The 19,304-nt window shown below is 62.6% G+C and carries 18 protein-coding genes and 2 pseudogenes; 10 read left to right on the plus strand and 10 right to left on the minus strand.

Translation table 11 applies throughout. From position 1 onward, the window contains the following. The 4 genes and pseudogenes from MKK55_RS07700 to MKK55_RS07715 all read left to right on the plus strand — a co-directional run. Window positions 1-133 (plus strand): annotated as a pseudogene (locus MKK55_RS07700) (IS5/IS1182 family transposase); the annotation flags it as partial. A 341-nt stretch (window positions 134-474) separates the two neighbouring features. Further along, the gene (locus tag MKK55_RS07705; RefSeq protein ID WP_243934042.1) at window positions 475-951 is read left to right on the plus strand and encodes a hypothetical protein; all 477 of its coding nucleotides are present in this window, start codon (window positions 475-477) and stop codon (window positions 949-951) included. A gap of 7 nt (window positions 952-958) precedes the next feature. Continuing rightward, window positions 959-1,288, plus strand: coding sequence for a hypothetical protein (locus MKK55_RS07710; protein WP_243934043.1), 330 nt, complete (start codon window positions 959-961; stop codon window positions 1,286-1,288). 36 nt (window positions 1,289-1,324) lie between these two features. Continuing rightward, entirely contained in the window at window positions 1,325-3,538 is a 2,214-nt protein-coding gene (locus MKK55_RS07715; protein ID WP_243934044.1) for a putative bifunctional diguanylate cyclase/phosphodiesterase, read from the plus strand. A gap of 450 nt (window positions 3,539-3,988) precedes the next feature. On the opposite strand, the gene MKK55_RS07720 is transcribed toward MKK55_RS07715, so the two are convergent. The 3 genes from MKK55_RS07720 to MKK55_RS07730 are packed head-to-tail and all read right to left on the minus strand — an operon-like array spanning window position 3,989 to window position 5,813. Further along, window positions 3,989-4,810, minus strand: a complete 822-nt coding sequence (locus tag MKK55_RS07720; protein WP_243934045.1) for a Crp/Fnr family transcriptional regulator — start codon at window positions 4,808-4,810, stop codon at window positions 3,989-3,991. Further along, entirely contained in the window at window positions 4,783-5,046 is a 264-nt protein-coding gene (locus tag MKK55_RS07725) for a hypothetical protein (RefSeq protein WP_243934046.1), read from the minus strand. Before MKK55_RS07725 ends, MKK55_RS07720 begins: the two co-directional genes overlap by 28 nt. Window positions 5,047-5,048: 2 nt before the next feature. Then, window positions 5,049-5,813, minus strand: coding sequence for a Crp/Fnr family transcriptional regulator (locus MKK55_RS07730; RefSeq protein ID WP_243932269.1), 765 nt, complete (start codon window positions 5,811-5,813; stop codon window positions 5,049-5,051). 272 nt (window positions 5,814-6,085) lie between these two features. Between MKK55_RS07730 and MKK55_RS07735 the strand changes: the two genes are divergently transcribed. Continuing rightward, the gene (locus MKK55_RS07735; RefSeq protein WP_243934047.1) at window positions 6,086-6,334 is read left to right on the plus strand and encodes a DUF6894 family protein; all 249 of its coding nucleotides are present in this window, start codon (window positions 6,086-6,088) and stop codon (window positions 6,332-6,334) included. A gap of 24 nt (window positions 6,335-6,358) precedes the next feature. On the opposite strand, the pseudogene MKK55_RS07740 reads toward MKK55_RS07735, so the two are convergent. The 5 genes and pseudogenes from MKK55_RS07740 to MKK55_RS07760 all read right to left on the minus strand — a co-directional run. After that, window positions 6,359-6,490, minus strand: a pseudogene (locus tag MKK55_RS07740) (IS5/IS1182 family transposase); the annotation flags it as partial. 202 nt (window positions 6,491-6,692) lie between these two features. Next, entirely contained in the window at window positions 6,693-6,938 is a 246-nt protein-coding gene (locus MKK55_RS07745) for a hypothetical protein (protein ID WP_243934049.1), read from the minus strand. Between the two features lie 469 nt (window positions 6,939-7,407). Beyond that, entirely contained in the window at window positions 7,408-8,883 is a 1,476-nt protein-coding gene (locus MKK55_RS07750; RefSeq protein WP_243934051.1) for a PAS domain S-box protein, read from the minus strand. Between the two features lie 854 nt (window positions 8,884-9,737). Next, window positions 9,738-10,376 carry a glutathione S-transferase family protein gene (locus MKK55_RS07755; protein ID WP_243934053.1) on the minus strand — a complete coding sequence of 213 codons (639 nt, stop codon included), beginning with the start codon at window positions 10,374-10,376 and terminating at the stop codon, window positions 9,738-9,740. Window positions 10,377-10,764: 388 nt separating this feature from the next. Beyond that, window positions 10,765-11,274, minus strand: coding sequence for a TspO/MBR family protein (locus MKK55_RS07760; protein ID WP_243934055.1), 510 nt, complete (start codon window positions 11,272-11,274; stop codon window positions 10,765-10,767). Window positions 11,275-11,730: 456 nt separating this feature from the next. Between MKK55_RS07760 and MKK55_RS07765 the strand changes: the two genes are divergently transcribed. The 5 genes from MKK55_RS07765 to MKK55_RS07785 all read left to right on the plus strand — a co-directional run bounded on the left by MKK55_RS07765 (window position 11,731) and on the right by MKK55_RS07785 (window position 17,330). Further along, complete coding sequence (locus tag MKK55_RS07765; RefSeq protein ID WP_243934057.1) at window positions 11,731-13,095, plus strand: MFS transporter; 1,365 nt, start codon at window positions 11,731-11,733, stop codon at window positions 13,093-13,095. 49 nt (window positions 13,096-13,144) lie between these two features. Next, window positions 13,145-14,272 carry an L-talarate/galactarate dehydratase gene (locus MKK55_RS07770; RefSeq protein WP_243934059.1) on the plus strand — a complete coding sequence of 376 codons (1,128 nt, stop codon included), beginning with the start codon at window positions 13,145-13,147 and terminating at the stop codon, window positions 14,270-14,272. Between the two features lie 323 nt (window positions 14,273-14,595). After that, window positions 14,596-15,459, plus strand: a complete 864-nt coding sequence (locus MKK55_RS07775; RefSeq protein ID WP_409566034.1) for a sensor histidine kinase — start codon at window positions 14,596-14,598, stop codon at window positions 15,457-15,459. 19 nt (window positions 15,460-15,478) lie between these two features. Further along, entirely contained in the window at window positions 15,479-16,495 is a 1,017-nt protein-coding gene (locus tag MKK55_RS07780; RefSeq protein ID WP_243934063.1) for a PAS domain-containing protein, read from the plus strand. Beyond that, complete coding sequence (locus tag MKK55_RS07785; protein WP_243934065.1) at window positions 16,413-17,330, plus strand: GAF domain-containing protein; 918 nt, start codon at window positions 16,413-16,415, stop codon at window positions 17,328-17,330. The genes MKK55_RS07780 and MKK55_RS07785 overlap by 83 nt, the downstream gene beginning before the upstream one ends. A 52-nt stretch (window positions 17,331-17,382) precedes the next feature. Here MKK55_RS07785 and MKK55_RS07790 read toward each other — a convergent pair whose 3' ends face one another. After that, complete coding sequence (locus MKK55_RS07790) at window positions 17,383-18,078, minus strand: hypothetical protein (RefSeq protein ID WP_243934067.1); 696 nt, start codon at window positions 18,076-18,078, stop codon at window positions 17,383-17,385. 209 nt (window positions 18,079-18,287) lie between these two features. After that, the gene (locus MKK55_RS07795) at window positions 18,288-19,223 is read right to left on the minus strand and encodes a hypothetical protein (RefSeq protein WP_243934069.1); all 936 of its coding nucleotides are present in this window, start codon (window positions 19,221-19,223) and stop codon (window positions 18,288-18,290) included. Between the last annotated feature and the right edge of the window lie 81 nt (window positions 19,224-19,304).

Here is a 19,304-nt window from a genome sequence, read left to right on the forward strand (position 1 = left end):
GCGCACCCATGCCTGGTTCAACCGTTTCCGACGCCTGCCCGTACGCTACGAGCGCCGCGCCGACATCTACGAGGCCTTCACCAACCTCGCCGCCAGTCTCATCACCCTCAACCAAATCAGGCGGTTCTGTTAGGCGCTCTAAGTCCCACCCTACGGGATTTGGACGTTTTGCCGCGGCGCTTAGCAACGAAGATCCAGTTCCATTCCTTTTATGGACAGTCACCAGCGGATCTATCGCTGGGACGCACCAATTTATCTTTTGATGATTTCGCATCGATACGATAAAAGTTTATAATTTAAGACTTTATTAGATGTCTAGATTTCACTTTACGCACCAGAGATAGCCTTTCCAGACCGATGCCCTGCCCGAACAATAAGCGTCGTCCCATGGTATTGTCACACGCGCACATAGCTCGGGCACGTCGTATCGCGACGTCAAGCCGACCAGCCCCTTCACGAACAGAGCTTTGCTGCATGCGCTCGGACCTCTCCCTCAAGGTTGCACTGCCCGCCGCCTTTAGCCTTCTCGCTCTGATCTGCGTGAGTCAAAGTGCTCTATTTATCCACAAGACCGCCGATTTTCGTCACGGCGTCACGCGGGTCGCAACCAGCTGGCTCCCTTCGCTTACTGCAATCAACGAGAGTAAGGGCGCGGCGCCTGAGGTCAGGATCAAGCAGCTGAGTTACCGCACCTGCTCTAATATCACCTCTCGGCTTGCTGAGAATGAGGCGCAGCTCACTGTCCCCCATGCCAAGCTAGCGACCATACGCAAGGCCTTTGAACCACCGATATCCCCGGCCAAGCAGCATGGGTTGTACGAGGCTTTCTCTGATACCTGGACGGGGGTGGCTGCGAGCGAGGTGCTGGCCACGGCTCCGGAGCGATCCCCCCAGGTGATGACCCTCACCGCCGAGGTTGGGCACTTACTCGTCACCGTCCGAGCCGCATAAGATAGCAATGGCCGAGATCCTCCCCTTCACTGGGCAGCTGAGTCGCGAGGGCGCAGAGCGTCTGACGACCGTCCTGGCGCAAGCCTTCGCCAGCGGAGCCGACCTCGGCTCGCGCCGGTCACATATCCGCGCGCTCGGCCTCTCGCTTGGATCCCTTGTCGAAGCCCTGCGCGCCGAACTCGATCGACTCGATGACTGCCTAGCGGGTACTTTCCTGTCATCGTCCGACTATCCTGAGTTCCGCGCGCTACTCGCCGATTTCGAGCGCTTCGCCGACCTAGCCAGTGCCTACCGTGCCGCCGACACGCCCGATGTGCTCGACCGCCCGGTATCGTGATCCTGATCCTCCATCCCCCGATCGCGGAGTTAGACGGTGTCCGATTCCTTTGCCTCGCTCGACGAGGAAGGCCGCCTGCGGGCGCTCGCCGCACTGGCTGCGCACGACTGGCTTAGCGCGTCCCCTGATCCCGCACTCACCCACATTGTAGAAATTGTTGCGCGCTTGCTCGACGCGCCTGCTGCCTTCGTTTCGCTCGTCGACAAGGATCGGCAGGTGTTCCATGCCAAAGTTGGCATCGGCTTGTGCGAGACCGCCCGGGACATCGCGTTTTGCGACCAGACCATCGCGCAGGACGGCGTCCTTGTGGTGCTGGATGCTTCGCGTGATCCGCGCTTTCAAGACAATCCACTTGTTACCGGCGATCCGTTCATCCGCTTCTATGCGGGAGCACCGCTACGAACCGCCGACGGCCATGCCATTGGTACGCTCTGTCTCGCCAGCCCCGAGGCACGCACCGTCTTTACCGAGGCCGACCGGCGCACCCTGTCCGACCTCGCCCGCCTTGCGCTCGATCGGCTAGAGCTGCGCAGACTCGAGGTTGCCCGCTGTGCCCTGCAAGCTCGGTTCGAGCACATGGCATCGACCTCGCCCGATGCAATCATCTGCGCGGATAGCTGCGGGCAGATCACCGTCTGGAGCGCGGCGGCCGAGCGTCTGTTTGGATATACGGTACCTGAGGCATTGGGCCGGCCCGTTGCCCTGATTTTACCCGAGAGGATGCGCGGAGGTAACGAGGGCGACCTACGTCGGATGGCGAGATCCGACGGCGGTCTGAGCGGCCGCACCGTCGAACTGATTGCCTGCCATCGGAACGGGGATGAGTTCCCGATCGAGTTGTCGCTGTCGACGTGGCACGAGGACGGAAAGGCCGCCTTCGGCGCGATCGTCCGTGATGTGCGACAGCGCCGTGCCGTAGAAGACCGCCTGTTCCGTCTTGCGCACCTTGACCCGCTGACCGAGTTGCCGAACCGTGCCGTCCTGCGCGGTCGGATCGAGGCGGCGATTTCGGGCGGGCGCGCGGCTGCCGTCCTGATGATCGACCTCGACGGGTTTAAAGAAATCAACGATGCACACGGCCATGGCGTCGGGGATGCCGTGTTGCAGACCGCCGCCCGGCGCCTACGCATTAGCGTTAGTCCTGACAGTATCGCAGCTCGGTTCGGCGGAGACGAGTTCGCTGTTGTGCTGCCGGGCATCGGCGACCCGTTTGCGGCTGTCGGCACGGCTGAGGCGGCGATCGCTGCGCTCTCCGAGCCGTACGATATCGAGGGCTTGGTCCTACGAGTTGGCGCTAGCGTCGGCGTCGCGCTCAGCCCGGCCCACGGCGCGCGTGAGGAGGATCTGGTGATCTGCGCCGATGCTGCCCTGTACCGCGCCAAGGCGGACGGACGCGGACGCTGCCGCCTCTTCACGCCCGATATGCGCGAGGCCGCCCAGCGCGATCGAGCCTGTCGCGACGGATTGCGCAGAGCGGTCGAGCGCGGTGAGTTCGTGCTGCACTACCAGCCCCAGGTACGCCTCTCCGACGGCGCACTCACAGGTGCCGAGGCCTTGATCCGGTGGCAACACCCCGAGTTGGGCTTGCTGGCGCCAGCCGCGTTCCTAACCGTCCTTGACGAGGGGCCAGACGCTGCTCGGATCGGTGATTGGGTACTGCGCACCGCCTGCGCCCAAGCTCGGGCGTGGCGCGACGGCGGTCTACCATCGTTCCGGATCGGGGTGAATTTATGCGTAGCCCAGTTCCGCCGCGGGGATCTTGTCGAACGCGTCGCTTCAGTGCTCACCGAAACCGGCCTGCCAGCGAGCGCACTGGAATTGGAAATTACCGAGACGATCATCCTACGAAACGATCCGGGTGTGGTCACTGCGCTACGGGACTTGCGCAGGTTGGATGTTGGGATCGCCTTCGATGATTATGGCACGGGATACGCCTCGCTCAGCCTGCTCAAAAGATTCCCTCTGACACGCCTCAAGATCGATCGCAGCTTCGTCAACGGGCTGTGCGAAGACCCGCAGGATGCAGCAGTCGTGCGGGCAGTCATCGAGTTAAGCCGCAGCTTCAACTTGGAAGTGATCGCCGAGGGGATTGAGACCGACGAGCAGCGCCGCCGCTTGCTGGCCAAGGGATGTCAGGAAGCTCAAGGCTATCTCTTCGGACGGCCGATGGCAGCGGATGCGTTCGCGGCACACTACGGTGTGGGCAATTGTCGTGCCGACGGCCGAGCAAGAGGTCGTCTTGGCGATTAGCGCGTCGGCCGAGAACCACGGTTTGAAGCAAGCAGACATAAGTAAACTGATAATATTCAGCTCAATATCGAATAACTTGAGCGTATTATTGGCTAACCAAGCCGGACCGACCGTGCGCTTGTCGTCCTATCTATAGTAGCTCGATCGGTCCGCTTCTTGGCGCACCACCCCTAAAGCACACAGACGTGCCCAAGCATTTTCGATCGCGGGCCACAGCTTCATAAGTGTGGCCAGTTCGCCAATCTCATTTTGCGACAAATCTATAAGAAGAGCATTAAGAATTATGCACCGAGCATTAGCGATCGATTTGGTGTAAAATCTAAGATATTCGATCATGATTAAACAAAATTATAGACCAAATGCTTTCGTGCCAAGTTTCGCATTAAAGATGTCATAATATGATGACACCTAAAATGGGCTTTGTGTTTCAATACTAGACACGAAAATATATTAAAGAGTACCCCGAGAGCTTAAGTGAAGATAATTCTGATTGAAGTCGCAGAAGGCTTCTAGGCGCGCGACATCTGGGATGTCTACTTGGCCGCGTTTCAGCATGATCAAATCTTGGTCACACAAATCGCGCAGCATGCGGTTGAGATGCACGACTGTAATTCCGAACACGTCAGCGAGTTCGTTTTGCGTCATCCGAAGCTCGTAGTTGCTCGCCGTGGCACGACCGATAGTTTGCATGCGGATCAGCAATTCGCAGAAGAAGTGCGCTACCATCTTGATCGCTGAACGCTGGCCCATGCTGGTCATCCACTCCCGCATGATCCCCTCGTCCACGAGGGTGGCCCACCAGAAGGCGTTGGCGATATGAGCGCTGGTTGTGATCAGGTCGAGGATCTTCGCGCGAGGGATCGACGCCACCTCGCAGGGGGTGAAAGTGCCGATGCTGTGATCGCGCTGCGCCAGGATCGTCACATGGAGGTCGCAGAAATCACCCGGTAGCAGCAGGCCCAGGATCTGGCGCTTGCCATCGGGCAGGATTTTGTAGCGATACGCGAGGCCTTCCACCATGAGCAGCACAGCCTCAGGGCGGTCCCCCTCACGGCTGAGATCGTAGTCTGCCTCGACCTGCCAAGTCGTGTCCAAGAGTGACTGGAGCGCGACTCTGTCGGCCTCATCAAGATCGCATGCGTGTTCGAGCTTCTGAATGAGCGCGTTCATAGCTGCGCGTGGCCTTTGCGGGAACGGCCTCGTGTCATCCGAGCGAAGTAAGCTCTGCAACGTCCCGAGTTCGGTCACGCTTTTTGGTGCTGTCGCAGCCATCGCGTTGCCTCCTCCAGCGTGGCGAAGATCGGCGCTGAGATCCCGAAAAGCCGTCCGAAGGCCGCCTCGACGAACCAGCCCTTGCCCATTTCGTGGCCCGGGGTATCGAGGCGCACCAACACCACGATCAGCAAGCCGTTGGCTAGGACCAGTCGCCCTTCGCAATCTGGGCTGCTAGTATCGACCATGATCGGCTGCAGCACGAGCAACGTCTCGACGTTGTCTCGCGCATCCATGTCTAACCTCCGCGGAGCTGATTCAGCCATGGCTCGCTCCGGCGTGCACCCCAACGGGTGTTCTTGAGATGGAGATAGTTCGGCGTGAACCGGCAGAACGCCTTCAGTCTCTCGACATCGTGGATCGTCAGAACGCGCTGTTTGATCGTAATCAGGCCGAGATCACGAAGCTCTCGCAACGTGCGGTGCACGTGAACGGCAGAGAGGCCCATCGCATCCGCAAGCTCCACCTGCGTGAACGGGAAGGCGTAGCTGTCGTTCGTGACCTTCCCAACAGCATCGAGCCGGACCAGCAGTTCGCAGAGGAGATGAGCGAGACGCTGGTCCGGTGTACGGCCACCAAGATTGACCAACCACTCGCGCAGCACCGCCTCATCGACGAGGGCGCACCACCAGAAGGCCCGAGTTATCTGGGGGTGAGACCCAGTGATCTCGTCGACTGCCCGACGCGGTATGTCGACGACCTGGCACGCGGAGATCGTGCCGATGTTGTGGTCCATCTGATCGAGGATGAACACATTCAGATTGCAGAAATCCCCTGGGACCATCAGGGCCATAATCTGGCGTTTGCCATCCGGCAGCACCTTGTAGCGGCAAGCGAGGCCGTCGAGGATTAGATGAACGTTCTCTGGTTCGTCACCCTCTTGGATCAAATCGACTCGTGCACCGACCTGCCGGATGCGTGGCACCAGACCCTCCAGGGCCTGTCGATCTTCATCCGACAGGGCCTCGAAGCATTCCAGCTTTCGGGTCAGTGCATGCTGCATCACGTCTCGACTTATATATGGATATCGGGACCGTATACCAAAAAAAACCTTCAGGATTTCATCATTTGATGACTTAATAACCCATAGCGCATAAATTTTACCCTCTGATCTATCCTATCAGCATTCAAAAATTCTTCGATTAGGAGCTGAATGTTCGGCGATGGTCGATAAATCACACTTTTGATGTATTTTCCTTCCTCTCAATCTGATACTGGTAGGTTCTGGCGAACGTAGGCGAAAAATCGCTTCCGCCTGATTGTGCGGAGTGTTGAATGCTTCGGTATTATTTTCACGTCTATGACGACGATCATAGCTCGGACGATGAGGGTGTTGAATTCTTGAACATGCGAGCCGCCGGTGTTGAGGCATTTCGTTTCGCCGGGGATCTCATTAAGGCCAAGGCAGAGCAGATGCTAAGCGGAGAGCCGTGGCATATGGAGGTCAAAGATCAGGAGGGCCTCGTAATTATACGGCTCGATCTTAAGCTGAGCGGTTTTCTCCTGGACGCATCTGCTTCATAGTCAGGTGTTATTATGCGCTCCTTGGTTGGGCGCTACCCCTGTTGCCCCGATCTGACGGCGGATGGCGTCGCTGTCGTAGCTCTTGCCGGCCAGCATGAGCTGACAGGCCGGCGAGCGCTTGAAAAGTTGCGCTCCCGCCTTGCAGTCCGACACCTGATATAGATGAGGGCATCGCGCTCTCCTTCGAAAGCGCCCCACCGAATCAGACTGCGCGCCTCACCGCTACCCGCGACTCAATTCGAACAGGAATGGCTCCAGCGACCCTGAAGCGGAGAAGACGGTCGAGCTCTAGCCGTAGCGGGGGATGTAATATGTCGGTCATGCGCCCTGATGTCGTGGTCGGCCGTACCGGGGCGCCTCAATGCTTCGCGCCTATGATGCGTCGTCGATCATGTGGAGATGACAACGCACGCATGCGGCGAGGCTGCAGTTCGGAAACGTCCAGGAGAACTTTCGCCCCCTGGATGGCAGAGAGGGTTACGGGACTGGCCCCCTGCCACCGCGCTTCGTACTCCAGCATATCTAACTGCTCGATCATCGCCCGAACCGCTTGGTCACTTTGCCCGGTCGGAAATTTGCTCAGCAGATCGATCAACATGTCCATGTGCCGGCACGCGGCCGGGGGGGGACCACTCAGCGCCATATTGATCGTCCTGTACCGCCCCGTGAGCAGGGATCTTGCCAGGATGCTCCGGGGTAGGCGCTCTCATTTGATGATTGGCGTGTCACACTCTCCGCATCACCGTAGCATCTTGCCTACCACCCGAGCCCGAGGGCGCGGGTGTCCTCGCTAGGCTCGGCGGTACGTATGTGCTCAATCACTGCTCTCAGTGCGGGAAGGGCTGCCGCGCGGGTCTCGGCCACTCTCGCCTCTGGCTTGTCGTGTGGTTTGGCGAAAGCAGCGGACGCCCCCAGCGCTACGTCGAGTGCCATGTCGAAAGGTGGCAGGGTGTAGATCCGCTGCCAGCACCTTCTCGACCCTGTCGGAGCGGAGGTTCATCACCGGCGGCTTGGACTGACGCTTGAGAGGAATGATAGTCGCGCTCACCTGATTCCGGCGTATCGAGATGGCCTCAGGCCGCGGCCTGGGAAGCTTGGCGTACCTTGCGGGTCGCTTGATCGACCTGCTCGCTCGCTCGGGCGATGTCCTCCATGCCGCTGGCAATCGTCGTTACCCCATGCGCGGCCGTTTGCATGCTGCCTGACATCTCCCGAGTCACCGCGGATTGTTCCTCGACCGCAGCGGCGATGGCACCTGAGACCTCATCGAGCGAGCGGATTGTCGCCTGGATCGAGCCGATGGCATTGACCGCCTCGCGCGCAGCGGTCTGGGTCGCTACAATCTGCCCACGGATCTGGTCGGTCGCCTTGGCCGTCTGCTCGGCTAGCGCCTTCACCTCGGAGGCAACCACGGCGAAGCTTTTGCCCGCCATGCCGGCGCGAGCCGCCTCGATGGTGGCGTTCAGTGCTAGCAGGTTGGTCTGGGCCGCGATGCCCTGGATCAGGGTCACGACATCGCCAATCTGCGCCGCCTGGTCGCTCAAGCCAGCAACGATGCTGCCCGTGCGCTGTGTTTGCTCAACCGCCTGTCCAGCCATTCGTGCAGCATGGCTTACCTGCTGACTGATCTCGCCAACCGACGCCGACAGCTCCTCAGCGCCAGAGGCGACAGACTGGATGTCGTTCGAGACCTGCCCCACCGTGCCTGCTGCGTCGACCGTTTGACGAGTGACATTCTCTACTGCATGGCCGATCGCATCGAGGGCAGCGCCGATCGCGTGCTGCGCTCTGGCTCGACGCTGTCGCTCGTGAACCTGTGCCGTGATATCGGTAGCGAACTTCACCACCTTGAACGGGATGCCATCTCGGTCGCTGATCGGATTGTAGGTCGCCTGGATCCAGACTTCATGACCGTCCTTGGCGATCCGCCGGAACTCACCTGATTTGAACTTGCCCTGACTAAGATCAGCCCAGAAGCTGCGATAGGCCTCCTCCTTCCGCTCGTTGGCATCGACGAACAGGCTGTGATGCTGCCCACGGATCTCATGGAGTTGGTAGCCTAGCGTACCTAGAAAGTTCAGATTTGCGGTCAGGACAGTGCCGTCGAGGGCAAACTCAATGACCGCCTGCGAGCGGTTCAGAGCGGCAAGTTGGCCTTCCTGGTCGATCGCACGCTGGACTTCGGCCGTGATATCGGTAGCAAACTTCACAATCTTGCGGACGCGGTCGGCGCGATCAAGAATTGGATTGTAGGTCGCCTGGATCCACACGTCGCGACCGTCCTTGGCAACGCGCTTGAACTCGCGGGTCTGCACCTCGCCCCGACACAAAGCATCCCAGAACGCATGATAGGCCGGTGCATCGCGCTCCGCAGGAGGGACGAGGTTCCGGTGGTTCTGTCCCTTCAGCTCGACCAATGTATAGCCAACGAGACCAAGAAAATTGTCATTGGCATCCAAAATCTTGCCGTCAGGAGCGAACGTGATACGGGCATTTGAACGATCGATAATATCGAAAAGCGCACGTAAGGGAGTGACGAACAGGCGCACAGGCGAACTCCGAACGAATAGGCAGGGGCACCCGCTTATATAAGCTGAGTTCCAAGAACAATTCCTTAAAAAAATCACCCAATCAAATGAGTTTCATCAATGATCAAATGATGAATATGACTCTAGATTGGTCATAGAGGGGGGATAAAATTTTCTGAGGATGAGAATTTTGATAGGATGGGTGATTGGCGCCTCGCCGGATTTAGTTCTGGCGGCGCCCTGAACGCGCCTTACAGCAATTTGAGAGGCACCGCGCGGGATGCACTCGATAGGTGCTTGCGCCTTCGAGGCCGCCCCTGCCCAGCAGTCCCTCCGGGGCGGTTGAACGCTTGCGCTTGGCTACGCTACGCGAGATGTCGGCAGAAGCACCAGCTAGCTAGGCGCTGATATTGTGGTCTACCAGCGCGATCAGGGCATGAGGTGGGACACCGGACCGTCGATACCGCCGCCGGCCTCGTTATGCTTTACATAGCGGGATTATAGCTGATCAGATCGGTATCCGGCCCCGGAAGCCGAAGGCGTTGTAAGGGTTAGAGAGGATGAAGGGTAAGCTGCGGCCGAGCTAACATTACCGGCTGACGCTGCGGGCGGACTACGCCGCTATGCCAACAGCGATCAGGAAATCCCTGGGCTAATGATGATGGGTTTCGTCGAGCCGATCGAAGCCACTTCCGCGGACTGTTCGAGGGGGTGGGCGATTACTGATGGGGGCCGAACGGCAGCTGGGTTGGGTCGGGACCGGTGCGCCCGCTGCACGACCGGATCGGGTGTTTTACGGTCGGTCCGTTATCGGGCCACAAATTCGATAAACAGACGGCCGCCACTCAAACAGCCGGCTGAAAGGTGCCGCTGTATCACTTCTCGCCCCAGATCCTGCGCACCCGCGTCACGGCCGGCCGTGCGATCATGCGCTTGTAATGCCCGGCGAGGTTGGGTGGGAGTGCGATGCCCTCCTGCGGCGCCCAGCGTGTCGCGTAGAACAACGCGCTGTCGCCGATCGTGAACGCATCGCCCGCGACGTAAGGGCGGGATGCCATCTGCCGATCAAGGATAGCTAGAGCCTCGTCGATGATCGCGCGACCCTGTTCCTTCACCGAGGTCTGCCCGAGCTTGAGCGTCTGGTGCAGCATGTCCTGCGGCTCGTAGTTCGCTGTCTTGAACAGCCGTCCGAACCCCTGCAGATGCAGCGTACCGATGGCGTAGTCCATGACCTCGATGCCCCGACGCTCCGCTTCCGGGTCGGCGGGGATCAGCGCCTTGTCCGGGTTGGTGCGAGCCAGCCATGTGGCGATCGCGCCGTACTCGGTCATGATCGTCCCGTCGGCAAGCACGAGGGCGGGGACCTTGCCCTTCGGGTTGATCGTCTTGAACGGCTCTCTTCCGGCCTCGCCGCCGGCGACATCCATCTTCACGCTCTCATAGGGCTTGCCGATCTCCTCCAGCAGGATGTGAATGCCGATCGCGCAGGTGTGCGGTCCCCAGTAGAATTTCATCGCTTGTCCCGTGTCTTCGAGGGCTGCGGTGTGGATCGGGGCAACGACGGAAAATCGTCTACCCGCGGCATTTAGGTCGTCCCGATGCCGAACGTTGCGCGCTCGGTTTGGAAAGCAGGGGGTGGAGGCGAAGTTCCTCCATCACACCGCCTGCCAGCACAACGAGCGAGGTCTGCTTTCAGGACGATAGGTGTACGCTGTGGATGGCCGTCATGGGCGAAAGCGGCTTGAACTGGGGTGAGTCGAAGGACCGCTTTCGGGCTCGGCTTAAATTGAGTTCTGCGACCGGCTCGGGTCGGAGGCGGAACGGCCGCTTCGGGACGTATGGTCGATGTCCGAGGCTATCTTCGACCGGTCATTCGCGTAACACGCACATACGGAACACGGCTTAGTCGTTTTTCCGCCAGATCTCCTCGGCGAGCAGCGTCGCGAATGACACCCACGCGACCAGCGGGGTGCCGAGCTTACCGGCGGTCTTGTCGGCCTGACTGGCCGCAGCCACGTAGCCAACTGCACTTGCGCCCAGCGCGGCCGAGGCGACGGCGCCCCATCCCGTCGAGCGATGACCGAAGAACACCTCACTCCAGCCCGCGATGCCGACTTGGTTCGCAGCCCAAAACGCCAAGGCTGTCGTCCGCTCGGGCGACCCCTCGGCACGCAGTAGCCGGTAGCCGCCATAGGCGAGCGACGCCTGGATGCCGGTCCAAGCGACCGGATAGACAAAGGACGGCGGCGCGTAGTTCGGCTTGTCGAGACGACGATACCACCGCTGCGTTCGAGGGTGTTCAGGCGTCGGGCTCGCGCGCCGTCCAATCAAAAGCGCCGCCGTGACGGCGCCGATCGCAAGTACCGCGGCCTGGGCCGGGGACAGGCCTCCCGTTCGTGCTTGAATTGCCACGATGATACTACTCCCTTAACTTCGGCCGTTGATGTGGCGCGACAGGGGACATCGGCCCAGGGGCGGGAATCTATCGGTGGTGATTTATTTGGGTTGAGAGCGGTCGCAAGCGCCAGTCTGAGAAAGGCGTACCATTTCCAGAACACCGTCCCCGTCCGCTTTCGACCCTTCGCAGAACCTCAGAAGGTCCGCTTCGCGGCACCTTGGTGAGGATGATCTACGTCCGTGTCGGGTGGAAAGCAGCTTGTCTGCTACTCGCGCATTAAGGGCCAGGGCAGACGTTCGTACTGCGCCAGCCAAGTTGCCTCACGAGACATCGATGCAAGTTCGGTATCGATCGATCCAGCAATTGAGTTGGACGGCATTATCTTGCCGCCGCATGAATGGGGTTCGGCAAACAGCCACCGCTGGTAGTTAGTTCCTGCGAGAATGGCTCAGCCTTTCTGGAGGAAAGTCATGTCTCAAGAGAGGCAGGGTCTGCACAGTACCAAGATCAGGTATGTCATTCTAGCGCTGATCTTTCTGGCGACAACGTTTAATTATGTCGATCGAGCCACCTTGTCCGTGGCCGCCTCCGCCATGCGAACTGAGTTCGGCTTCGACGCCATCACGATGGGTTTGGCCTTCTCGGCGTTCGGCTGGGCGTACACGGCCCTTCAGATCCCCGGCGGCTGGGTGCTCGACAAGTACGGCGCCCGTCTGGTCTACGGGACAGGCCTGATCCTATGGTCGGCCCTCACGATGATGCAGGGGCTCGTGCACCTCGTCACCTTCACGTTCGTCGCGCTCTTCGCCCTGCGCTTCCTCATGGGCATCGCCGAGGCGCCGGCCTTTCCTGCCAACAGCCGGCTGACCGTGATGTGGTTCCCGACCAAGGAACGGGCCTTCGCGACCTCGATCTTCCAGTCGGCCCAGTATTTCGCGCTCGCCGTGTTCACGCCGATCATGACGTGGATCCTGCACGCCCATAGCTGGCAGGCGATCTTCTTCTGGGCCGGCGGCGTGGGCATCGTCCTCGGCATCATCTGGCTCGTCTACGTACAGGAGCCGCGTCACCACAAAGGCGTAAACCAAGCCGAACTCGACTACATCGAGGCGGGCGGTGGCCTGCCGAACATGGGGGACAAGCGCGATCGGATCCGGTGGTCCGAGGTGAAGGCGCTGATTGGCAACCGCATGATGATCGGCATCTACATCGGGCAGTTCTGCCTGACGACGATTACGTGGTTCTTTCTGACGTGGTTTCCGACCTACCTGCTCGAAGCGCGCGGCATGTCGATCCTCAAGGTCGGCCTCGTAGCCGCGATCCCGGCGATCTGCGGGTTCCTCGGTGGGCTGGCCGGTGGCCTCTGGTCGGACTGGTTGCTGCGGCGCGGGTTCAGCCTGACCGTCGCGCGCAAGCTCCCGATCATCCTTGGCCTGATGTTCTCCAGCACAATCGTGCTTGCGAACTACGTCCAGTCCGACGTGTTCGTGATCGCTGTGATGAGCATCGCCTTCTTCGCCAAGGGCATCGGCAATCTCGGCTGGTGCATCGTCGGCGATGTGTCGCCAAAGCAGATCATGGGTGTCAGCGGGGGCATCTTCAATCTGTGCGGCAACCTCGCCAGCATTGTCACGCCGCTGGCCATCGGCATCATCGTCAAGGAGATGGGCTCCTTCGACCTGGCGCTCGTTTACATCGGCACGGTCGCGCTGATCGGTGCCCTATCCTACCTCGTCGTCGTCGGGCCACTGAAGCGGCTTGAGATCGGAGAAGATGAGCAAGCCACGGACAGGCCATTGGTCCGGCCGGCATCTCTCCATACCGCGCAGGCCTAAGCGCCCAAACGTGTCGGCTACCGACAATGACTGAACGCCGGAGAAGAACATGAACGAGACCGTCACTGGGATCCGCCTGCGCTCGGTCTACCTGCCGCTTAAGACCCCAATCAGCGACGCCAAGGTGCTCACCGGGCGCCAGAAGCCAATGACCGAGATCGCGATCCTGTTCTGCGAGATCGAGACAAGCGCGGGACATCGCGGCCTCGGCATCAGCTATTCCAAGCGGGCCGGCGGACCGGGACAGTTCGCCCATGCCTGCGAGATTGCGCCAGCGCTCATCGGTGAGGATCCGAGCGACATCGGCAAGGCTTGGGACAAGCTCGCCTGGGCGGGCGCCTCGGTCGGCCGCAGCGGCCTTGCCGTTCAGGCTATCGGCGCCTTCGACGTGGCACTATGGGACCTGAAGGGGAAGCGGGCCGGCTTGTCGCTGGCCAAACTGCTCGGTGCGCAACGCGAGGCAGTTCGTTGCTACAACACCTCCGGTGGCTTCCTTCACACGCCGCTGGACGAGCTGCTGGTCAACACCGACCGTTCCCGTGAGAAGGGCATCGGCGGCATCAAGCTCAAAGTCGGCCAGCCGGACTGGGCCCTCGACATCGCGCGCGTTTCGCGGGTGCGCGAGCACCTTGGCGATGCCTTCCCAATGATGGTCGACGCCAACCAGCAATGGGACCGGCCGACCGCCATGCGGATGGGCCGCATCTTCGAGCGGTTCAACCTGATCTGGATCGAGGAGCCACTGGATTGCTACGACGCCGCCGGGCACGCAGCGCTTGCGGCTGCGCTCGACACGCCGATCGCCACCGGCGAAATGCTCACCAGCGTCTCCGAGCACTGGGACTTCATCCGGCAGAACGGAGCGGACTTCCTGATGCCGGATGCCCCCCGGGTCGGCGGTATCACGCCGTTCCTCAAGATCGCCACGCTCGCTGAATTCGCTGGTCTGACTATCGCACCGCACTTCGCGATGGAACTGCACATCCATCTCGCCGCAGCGATGCAACGTGAGCCCTGGGTCGAGCACTTCGAGTGGTTGGAGCCGTTGTTTAACGAGCGTCTAGAGTTGAAGGACGGTCGGATGATTGTGCCGACGCAGCCCGGTCTCGGCATCAGCATGAGCGAGCAGGCGATTGCCTGGACCCGGGAAACCGTGGGGTTCGGCAGCCTGGACTGAACCGCGCGAAAGTTCGTTGGCTCGACCCGAAATGACTGTTTTCGAGTAGCTTTCGATGGGCGAGGGGTGACCTATTTGGGTCGCAGACGGAACGTCCGCTTCGAGGCAAGTGGCCAACTCCCGCTTCCCACCCGTTACCGACTTCGCTGGTGGGCACCAAGCGTCAGATTTGGACTACTAGCGAGGGGTGATCTCGCCCTGCAGCCATCCCTGGAGGATGGCGAAATGGACGATGTGCGCGCGGCTGTTGATCCCCACCTGCAGCAGGCACGCGCCTTCTGGGCTTCCACCGCCTTCGAGGTCACCCCGACATCCTCGACCGCATCCGCCACGGCGACCGCGTCGAGGCCTATAAGATCCAGCGCCGGCACAAGGACGGGCACGTCGTCGACATCCTCCTGCGCGTCTCGCCGATAAGGGACGGCAACGGCAGGGTCATTGGCGCCTCCAAGATCGCACGCGACATCTCCGACCGCCGGGCGGCCGAGCGGCAGCAGCGGCGGCTCAAGGACGAGCTGAACCATCGGGTGAAGATCACCCTGATGACCGTTCAATCGCTCGTCAGCCAGACCCTGCGCAGTTCGCCCGACCCGGTCGCGTTCAAGCATTTCTTCGAGACGCGGCTGGTCGCGTTGTCGCGCGCCCATGACCTGCTGGAGAGGGGGCAATGGAAGGGGGTCGAGCTTCGCGACCTCATCACGCGCAACCCGGCGCCTTTCGCCGAACCCGACCGCATCGGGATGACGGGACCGACGGTGCGGCTCGGACCGGAGGCGACGGTGTCGCTCGGGCTCGCCTTCAACGAACTGACCCTGAACGCGCTGACCGTCGGGGCGTTGGCCGGGATCGACGGTCACCTCTCCGTCACCTGGGAGACGGCGGATTCTGGCGACGGGCGAGGCCCGTGCCTTCACCTCGACTGGGTCGAGCGGCACGACCGGATGCGCGGGATACCGACCCGCAGGGGGTTCGGGCGCCGCTTCCTGGAGAATGCGCTCATGCGGCAACTCGATGGCGGCGTCACGTTGGCCCTCGGTCCCGACGGCGTCCATTGCCATCTCGACCTGAGGCTGGCGGCGCTTCATCCTCGGCGTTCAGGCCATGAGTCCCCCGGCCGGGGATGGTTGCTGCCGGGACATGAACGGCGAGTGCATTGGACACACCCCGGGAGGGAACGGCGTCGATGATACAGAGCGCCTCGCCACGATGGTCCGGTACGGCATCCTCGATACGCCCGGCGAGGAGGCCTTCGACGGCATCGTGCGCCTGGCGACCAAGCTCTGCGGCACGCCCATCGGCATGATCACCCTCGTCACATCCAAGCGGCAGTGGTTCAAGGCACGCGTCGGCCTCGACGAGATGGAGACGCCGCTGGACCGGTCGATCTGCGTCCATGCCCTGCCCGAGCCCACCCTGTTCGTCATACCCGACCTGACCCGGGATGCGCGCACGATGGCGAACCCCGCCGTCACGGGCCCCTCTGCGATGCGCTTCTATGCGGCGGAGCCCCTGCGTACCGCTTCCGGCCATGGGCTCGGAACGCTGTGCGTCATCGACCGCGAGCCTCGCGAGACCGGCCCCACGCTTTCACAGGCGGAGATCCTGACCGCCTTGGGCGATCGGGTCATAAGCCTGTTCGAGGCCCGTCGCGCCTCGCTTGCCGAGAAGGAGACCGCGTTGCGGCTCCGGCCGAGCGAGGCGCTCATCCAGGGCGTCCTCGCGGCGTCTCCCGATTGCATCATGGTGCTCGACCTCGAAGGCAACCTCGTCTTCATGAACGAACCGGGCATGAGCCTGATGGGGATCGACGACTTCGGTGCCATCGCCGGATCCTCCTGGCATCGGTCATGGACGGGGTCCGCCGGGGCAAAGGCCCGTCAGGCGGTGTCGACGGCGAGGGCGGGGACCCCCGCTCGCTTCGAGGGGTGGGCCGACACGAGGCCCGGCATATCCAAGTATTGGCATGTGATGGTCACCCCCATCGCCGGTTCGGACGGGCGGCCGGACCGCCTGTTGGTCGTATCCCGCGACCATACGGAGACGAAGCGGGATGTGGAGCGCCAGGCCGGGCTCGTGGCCCTGAATAGAACGCCTGCGGGGCATCGCCGACCCCACGGAGGTCGGCGCCCGGGCCGCCGAGATGGCCGGGCGTGCCCTCGCCCTGTCGCGGGCCGCTTACGGAATCGTCGACCCGTCGGCAGGGGCCATCGTGTTCGAGCGTGATTGGACGCGTCCCGGACAGCGCAGCGTCGTCGGGCGCCATCGCTTCGCGAATTACGGCACCTACGCCGAAGACCTGAGCCGCGGCGAGACCGTGGTCATCCCCGACGTCCGCGCGGACTCCCGGACGGCGTCGAAGGCGATGGAACTCGGCCTCTACGGCATCGCCTCGCTTCTCGACGTGCCCGCGATGGCCGAGGGACGCCTCGTTGGCGTCCTGTGCCTCCACGATGCCGATCCGCGCGATTGGACGGAGCGGGACATCGTCTTCGCGCGAGCCGCGGCGGAGCGAGGGCGCGCCGAACTGGCCCGGATCGCGGCGGAGGAGCAGCAACAGCTCTGGACACGCGAGGTCAGCCATCGCTTCAAGAACCTGCTCGCGAAGGTCCAGGCCATCGCCACCCAGACCATGCGGTCGACGGACGACTTCAAGGTCGCAAGCGACATCCTCGCCGGGCGTCTCGCCGCAAAGCATGCAGTTCAGGTGGAGATTAGTGATCCAGACGGCTGCAGATCTGAATCACAACATTGTCAGAACGAAGAGGTGGCCAGTGCGACCCTCGCAGCCGCGATTATGGGTGCCCGCCCCCTCCACGGCGTCCGGGGCGATGAACTGGTTTCCCGCCACGACGCGCCCCGGGGACGGGTCGACGCGGCCAAGGCCCAGGACGGCCTCGCCGCGCAACTCGCCGGGGCCTTCCGCGGTGACGTCATAAATTTCTGTCACGACGTCCGAAGCGCCATCCCGTCGGCCAAGCCGTGCCGGCTGCTCCACCCCGAGGGAATGCGGGACCCGACGACCCGGGGCGAGCTCCGGGCAGGCAATCTCACGCGCTGAGGATGGGACAGGCTTTTCGCCGTCGCCCACTTCCTCGGCCACGAAGTCGTAATTACCCTGCACCCCCGGTCGGCGGTCGCGGATTTCCCGCTGGCAGCGCGGTGACGCCCAGGATCGCCTCGACCTTCCGGACGATCTCGCTGTCGGGATCTGCGCCGGGCGCCAGTCTCAGGCTCACGTCGCGCGGATACCCCGCCCTCGAATTGTAGAACAGCGTCAGCGCCTCGGACGCCGAGGGCGCCAGGTCGACGTAGCACCGGCCCGTTGTCGTCCCCCGCTGTCCCGTCTGCCGCATCGTCGCCAGCCCGGCCTCGACCAGGGCGTCCATCGGTCCCCATAGCGCATCCCGGGAGGCTATGACGGACGCCTGCCTGCTGAAGAGCTCCTCTATGTACTCGGGGGAGGCAAGCCGGACGGGCCGCGTGCCGTCGAACGGATCGACCTCCGGCTCGTCCCTGACATCCGCGTCCGCCGTCGCCGGCTTCCAGTCCTGCGCCTCCTCGTCCCAGGCCTCCTCGGCGGGGCCGCGCGTCCACCGTCCCTCCAGCGGGACGAGTGCCCCAGCCCCCGGGACGCGCGTCCACTCGATGAGGCCGTCCCGCACGGTCGCTTGGCACAGCCCACCGTCCCACGCCTCAAGGCGCGCCCAGGCCGCGCCGCATGCCAACCGACGGGTTTCGTGGATGCCGATGAGCGGGTTCGCCATCCCATCCGGCCGCCACGCGTCGACGGCCTTGGCGACCTCCATGTCGATCTCGTCACTCTGGCAGGCATCCCCAGGCGAAGCCTCCGCCGGGAGCCTCGGCTTCGGGTTGTCCGCCCCGGGGACGGGCGGGCGCCAGCCAGGGGGGAGCGGGTCGCCCGCCTTCCAGGCGGGCCACCACCATGACCCGCAGGGGAACCCGGTCGTCAGGGCCGCGTCGACGGCATCCATGAAGGACAATTGCTCAGCCACGATCAGGCCTCCGCCGACCCGAAGATCTCCGCCCTGAGCTCCGGGCGAAGCTGTCGCCGGTGCCGCCAGACGGCGGCCAGCGCCTGGCTGCCCTCGATGGTTGAGAGCTCCTTCAGCGAGCCAAGGACGTGGCCCACGTGGGTGTGGCTCTTGCCCCAACCCGCATCGTTTCGGATCGAGGCGCGGTCCTCGTCGAAGGAACAGAGGATCTTGACGCCCGTGTGCACCGCCTGGAGGACACCCGGCACCTGGGCCCGGGCCAGCCAATCGTGGCTGGGGTCTCGGGCCAGGCGGTCGCGCACTTTTTCTATGGCCTCGTCGACTTGGCGGACGAGGGTCCGGGCGACCTTGGCGCCCCCGATTGTCGGGTACCCGCCGACGCCCAGCGGCTCCTTTAGCAGCGTATCGGCGAGCAGGCGTTTCTTCGTCGGCCAGGCCCAGAACAGCTTGTCGAGGGAGACCCGCAGCGCATCGAGGTCGGCCTGCCGGCCGGGCCCGTTCGCCTCCGCCTCCTTGATCTCACGCTCACGCAGGTAGGCCTGGACACGCGCCTTGCCTTCGTCCTCGGCGACGATGGCGGCCTCGGCGGCGGCGATGGCGGCCTCGGCGGCGGCTTCGTCCGCGGGGATGGGCTCCCAGCAGCACGGCGTCAGGACGCCCTCGCGGGCCTCTGTCCTGTCGTCGGTCCACGAGTACCCGGCGTCCCGGAGTGCCGTGCGGGCCACGTTGTACGCCCGGCTGTAGATGGCCGGATCACCGAGGCCAATCCAGAGCACGCGGTCGCCGTACCGGGTCTTGAGTTCCCGGTCCCGGCGCCAGGCGAGGCCAAGCGCGGAAACGGGGATGGCCTCGGCGACGGGGAGCGGCCGGGCCGAGGCCGCGTAGGCCTGCGCCGCGATGAAGGCGAGGCCGATGAGGAGGAGGGCGAGGGTGACCATGGCGGGGGCTGTCCTGGAGTCCTGTTGGCTAACAGGATTAAACCACAGCCCATCTGTAATGGGCAAGCTCCGGTAAAGACG

It is taken from the genome of Methylobacterium sp. J-059 (assembly GCF_022829485.1).
GTDB lineage: Bacteria > Pseudomonadota > Alphaproteobacteria > Rhizobiales > Beijerinckiaceae > Methylobacterium.